The organism is Streptomyces prasinopilosus (genome assembly GCF_001419695.1).
Classification (GTDB): Bacteria; Actinomycetota; Actinomycetes; order Streptomycetales; family Streptomycetaceae; genus Streptomyces; species Streptomyces prasinopilosus.
In genome coordinates this window covers 1-5,146 of sequence record NZ_LIRG01000255.1, presented here as the reverse complement: position 1 = coordinate 5,146, position 5,146 = coordinate 1, and the positions used below count along the sequence as shown (strand labels likewise).

The 5,146-nt window shown below is 76.6% G+C and carries 3 protein-coding genes; 1 reads left to right on the top strand and 2 read right to left on the bottom strand.

What is annotated here, in order from left to right; all coding sequences use genetic code 11:
• Positions 1-1,153: outer membrane protein assembly factor BamB family protein (locus tag AOK18_RS35140; RefSeq protein ID WP_157865078.1), on the top strand; the 1,153-nt coding region annotated here is incomplete at its 5' end.
• 213 nt (positions 1,154-1,366) lie between these two features.
• Here AOK18_RS35140 and AOK18_RS33300 read toward each other — a convergent pair.
• Together AOK18_RS33300 and afsR are read right to left on the bottom strand one after the other, a co-directional pair.
• Positions 1,367-1,543: a hypothetical protein gene (locus AOK18_RS33300; protein WP_167738673.1), complete on the bottom strand. Its 177-nt coding sequence runs from the start codon at positions 1,541-1,543 to the stop codon at positions 1,367-1,369.
• A gap of 329 nt (positions 1,544-1,872) precedes the next feature.
• Positions 1,873-4,905, bottom strand: a complete 3,033-nt coding sequence (afsR, locus tag AOK18_RS12030) for an SARP-family global regulator AfsR (protein ID WP_079104970.1) — start codon at positions 4,903-4,905, stop codon at positions 1,873-1,875.
• Positions 4,906-5,146 lie beyond the last annotated feature (241 nt).

Genomic DNA, 5,146 nt, shown 5'->3' with positions numbered 1-5,146 from the left:
CGCCGCGGCGCCGGAACAGCCGAGCGGCTGGCGGCCGTGGCGCTTCCGGATGTCCAACGACGTCTGGGGCACCCCCTCCGTCGCCGGGGACCTCGTCTACGTCACCTCCTTCGAGGTGCACGCCCTCGACGTGGCCACCGGACGGCGCCGCTTCAAGACCCGGGACGTCGCCTGGTCGATGGCGGTCGCCGACGGCCTGATCCACGCCTCCGACGGCCCCACCCTGTTCGCCCTGGACGCCCGCGAGGGCGGCGACCTGTGGCGGCTGTCCACGGACGCCTGGGTGTACTCCCTGCGGGCCGACCGCGGCACCGTCGTCACCGGCACCCGCGGCGGCGGCGTGCAGGGCTGGGAGGCGTCCACCGGCCGGAAGCTGTGGGAGGTCACCGGCTGCCAGACCGACTTCGAGACCCCGGAGGCCGGCCCCGCCGTCCACGACGGCACGGTCTACGTCTGGCGGGACGCCCGCCTGCGCGCCCTGGACGCGCGCACGGGCGACGAGCGCTGGTCGTACCCCATCGGCGACGCGGCCTCCTGCGGGGGCGTCCCCATCCGCCTCACCCCCGCGCCCGACGGGCACGTGTACGTCTCCGCCGGCACCCGCGTCCTCGCCCTGGACATCGTCGGCGGGCACGTCCGCTGGCACTTCGAGGCCCCCGCCGTCTTCCTCTCGCCGCCCGTCTTCGTGCCCGGCCCGGCCGTCACCGGCGGCGGCGTGTACCTCGCCGACTACCTCGGCACCGTCTACGCCCTCGACGCCACCGACGGCCGCGACCGCTGGCGCATCGCCACCGAGGCCCGTTCCTCGGTGGAGCCGGTCCTGGTCGCCGCCGGGCACGTCCACGTCGGCAGCGGGAAGGGCCTCTACACCCTGGACGCCGTCACCGGCACGCCCAAGTGGCGCTTCCAGGCCGGCGGCGACATCGTCGGCGCGCCCGCGGTCGCCGAGGGCAGGATCCACTTCGGCTCCACCGACCACCTCCTGTACACCCTGAAGGCCGACGACGGCCGGCTGAGGTGGAAGCTCGCGACCGGCGGCGAGATCACCGGCTCCCCGGTCGTCCGGGACGGGGTCGTCTACGCCTGCAGCAAGGACCGCTGCGTCTACGCCCTGGACGCGGAGAAGGGGACGGGGACGGCGCGCACGGCGTGACGGGGCGGCGGCGGGCGGGCCCTCCGGGGCCTCCGTCCGCGCCCCCCGGCCGGTACGCCCCGGCCACCCGCCGGCCCCGGCACCGGACGGACGGGGGCCACCCCCCTCGGGACGGCCCCCGTCCGTCCGGCGCCGGGCATGCGCAGGGGCCGCGACGGCTCCCCCTTCGCGCCGTCGCGGCCCCTGCGTTCCCCCGTGTGGTGCGGCTCCCGCCTACCGGGCCGGCTCGGTGGGCTCCGACTTGGTGGGGGCGTCCTCGGTCTTCAGCGGCTCGCCCGTGGCGTGGATGTCGCCCTGGGTGGTGGCGCCGCCGTTCCCGGCCTTGGAGTCGAGTGGCTCCGACGTGGCGTGGATGTCACCCAGCGGCTTGACGACCTGCTCGTCGCTCATGATTCTTCCTGCTCCCCTGTGAGGTGTTCCTGTCGTCCGGCCCGTCCGGGCGCTCCCCCGAGGGCGACCGGACGGGCCGTTCCGGCCGCCCGGCCCCCGGGGCCCCCGCTCGGATCGTGCCGGGCTCGCGCTCCCCCGGATCCGGCCCGATCCAAACGAAGGCCCCGACGGGCCTGTGGTGCGGCCTCTCCCGACGACCCGCCTGCCCCCCGACGCGACGGATCGACGGGCACCACCATCGCGCCCGGCGATAAACGAACGATGAACGCCGTGGCAACGGGCCCCTCGGTCCCCCCGGAGGGCGCCGGCGGGCCCCGCCGCGCCGCCCCTCAGGCGGCCTCGCCGACCGGTGCCAGCAGCGCCCGCACCGTCGCCGCCTCCGGTGCCTCCAGCGCCTCGTAGATGCGGACCGCCTCCTCCCAGCAGACGCGGGCGCGCCCCGTGTGGCCGACGCCGGTGAGGGCGTGTCCCAGCACCGTCAGGACGTTGCCGCGCCGCCACTGCCCGCCGATGCCGCGCAGCACCGTCAGCGCCGTCTCGGCGTTCGCCGCGGCCTGGGCGTACCGCCGGCCGGCGATGTCGACCTCCGCCAGGCGGAACAGGGTCATGCCCTCCCACAGCCGCTGCCGGCTGTCGCGGAAGACCTCCAGCGCCTCCAGGAGCCGGTCGGCCGCCTCGACGAGCCGGCGGCTCTGGGTGAGCGCCATGCCGAGGGCGTAGCGGCCGTTCGCGCCGCGCAGGGAGTTGCCCATGGCGTCGTAGATCTCCATGCCCTCCTGGGCGAGCGCCACGGCGCTGCCGGTGCCGCCGGCGGCGAGCCGGACCCGCGAGAGGTTGCAGAGCGCGCTGGCCTCACCGGGGCGGTCGCCCAGCGTCCGGAAGTGCGCCAGGGCCCGGGTCAGGTGCTCCTCGCCGGCCTCGGTGCGGCCCTGGTAGAGGGCGATCACGCCGCGGGCGTTGTGGGCCCAGCACACGGGCAGCAGGTCGTCGGCCCGCCGCGCGAGACGGACGACCCGCTCGGCCTCCTCGTCGGCCAGGTCGAACCGGCCGCCGTCCAGGTGCGCGTGCGCCAGGGTCATCAGCGCCCGCGCCTCGACCCGTGCGACCCCCGCCTTCCGGGCGGCCTCGTGCAGGGTCCGCGCGGTGGCCTCGTACTCCTTGGAGTTGGCCCCCGACTCCGACAGGTCCACGGCGGTCCACAGCAGGTCGACGCTCCGGCGCAGCATGTCCGGCGGGCCGGCGCACTGGCGGGCGAAGGACAGCAGGCAGCTCGCCTCGGTGTAGAGCCAGTCCCGCGCCGCCTCGCGGTCGGGGAAGCACAGCCCGGGGTGGTCGGTGGCGGCCAGGTGGTCGGCCAGCCGGTCCCCGGGCCGCTCGATCGCGTACACGCCGGCGGCCGTCGCCAGGTAGAAGTCGAGCAGGCGGGACAGGGCGGCGGCGCGCTCGCCCGGGGGCTGCTCGTCGCGTTCGGCGCAGGCCCGGGCGTAGAGCCGGACCAGGTCGTGGAGGCGGTAGCGGCCGGGCGCGGCGGACTCCAGCAGGGAGGCGTCCACCAGGGACTCCAGCAGGTCCTCCGCGTCGGGTGCCGGGAGATCCAGGACGGCCGAGGCCGCCGCCAGGGAGATGTCGGGGCCGTCGGCCAGGCCGAGCAGGCGGAAGGCGCGGGCCTGGGCGGGCTCCAGCTGGCCGTAGCCGAGTTCGAAGGTGGCCTTCACCGCGAGGTCGCCGGCCCGCAGTTCGTCCAGGCGGCTGCGCTCGTCGGCGAGCTTGGCCGCCAGCACGGACACCGTCCAGGTGCGGCGGGCCGCGAGGCGGGAGGCCGCGATGCGGATGGCCAGCGGGAGGAAACCGCACGCGGCCACGACGTCCAGGGCCGCCGTGCGCTCCGACGCGACCCGTTCCTCGCCCACGATCCTCGTGAACAGGGCCAGCGCCTCGTCCGGGGACATCACGTCCAGGTCGACCAGATGGGCGCCGGCCAGGTCCACCATCCGCACCCGGGACGTCACCAGCGCCGCGCAGCCCTCCGTGCCCGGCAGCAGGGGCCGCACCTGGGCCGCGTCGCGCGCGTTGTCCAGCAGCACCAGCACCCGGCGGCCGTCCAGCAGCGACCGGTACAGCGCCGCCCGCTCCTCCAGCGAGTCCGGCACGGCGGAGTCCGGTGTGCCCAGGGCCCGCAGGAAGGAACCGAGGACCGTCTCCGGCTCGGCGGCCCGGGAGCCCGCGCCCTGGAGGTCGACGTACAGCTGGCCGTCGGGGAACACGGTCCGCGCCTGGTGGGCGACGTGCACGGCGAGGGTCGTCTTGCCGACGCCGCCTATCCCGGCCACCGCGGACACCGCCATCACCCGGCCCTCGGCCGAGGCGAGGATCGCGCCGAGCTCGCGCACGAAGGACGCGCGGCCGGTGAAGTCGGGCACGGTGGCCGGAAGCTGGGCGGGCCGGGCCGGGGCGGCCGCCGGTGCGGGCGGCGCGGGGGAGGAGGGCTCCGCCAGCCGCGGGTCCGCCCGCAGGATGCGCTGGTGCAGCTCCTGGAGACCGGGGCGCGGGTCCACGCCCAGCTCGTCGGCGAGCAGGCGGCGGGTGTCCGCGTACACCGCCAGCGCCTCCGCCTGGCGTCCGCTGCGGTACAGCGCCAGCATCAGCAGCTCGCGCAGGCGTTCGCGCAGCGGGTGCGCCGCCGTGAGCGCCGTCAGCTCCGAGACGGCCTCCGCGTGGCAGCCCTGCTCCAGGTCCATGTCCAGCCGGGTCTCGGAGAGCTGGAGCCGCCACTCCTCCAGCCGCACCCGCTGCGCCAGGGCGTACGGGCCCGGTACGCCCGCCAGCGTCTCGCCGTCCCACAGCGCGAGGGCGCGGTCCAGGAGCGTGCGGGACGCGCACAGGTCCCCGGCGTTCTTCGCCCGTTCGGCGTCGGCGGCCAGCCCCTGAGCCACCGCGACGTCCAGCGCGTCCCCGTCCGTCCCGCGCACCGCGTACCCGCCGGACTCGCTGACCAGGACGCCGGGCCCCAGCGCCTTCCGCAGCCGGGACGCGTACGTGCGGACCGCCGCCAGGGCCCGCGAGGGGGGTTCCCCGCCCCACAGGGCGTCGATCAGCTCGGCCGCCGTCGCCGTACGGCCCCCGCGGAGCAACAGGGCGGCGAGCAGGGCGCGTTGCTGCGGGCTGCCGGTGCCGACGGGTTCGCCGTCGCGCCAGGCGCGCACCGGGCCGAGCACGCTGAAGCGCAGCACCGGCGGCTCCGGCGACTCCAACGGCTCCGGTTCCACCGGCGACTTCGGTCCCACCGGTGACTTCGGCGGTGCCGGCCGCTCCGCCGGCGAACCGGGACGCCGCTGCTCCGGCACTCGCGGTGCACCGTCCATGCAGTCCCCCTATGCATCCTCAACAACCCCGCCAGTCTGCCTTGTTCGTGACGGATGCGGCAGCCGTGCGAGACCGCGATCACATGGGCGCGCGCACGGTCCACAAGACCCCCACACGTTCTGCGCACCCGTGTGCGCGGACGTCATGCGGGGAGGCGGCGACCCGCGCGCACCGCCGCCGCGACGGGTCCGCCCCCGTCCGCCCCCTCCGACGGCTCCGTATCCTCCGGCGGTTCCGCCC

What these genes read in the sequence shown, in the direction of transcription:
- AOK18_RS33300 (WP_167738673.1), bottom strand. Translation starts at nt 1,543, where the DNA reads ATGAGCGACGAGCAGGTCGTCAAGCCGCTGGGTGACATCCACGCCACG.
- afsR (WP_079104970.1), bottom strand. Translation starts at nt 4,905, where the DNA reads ATGGACGGTGCACCGCGAGTGCCGGAGCAGCGGCGTCCCGGTTCGCCG.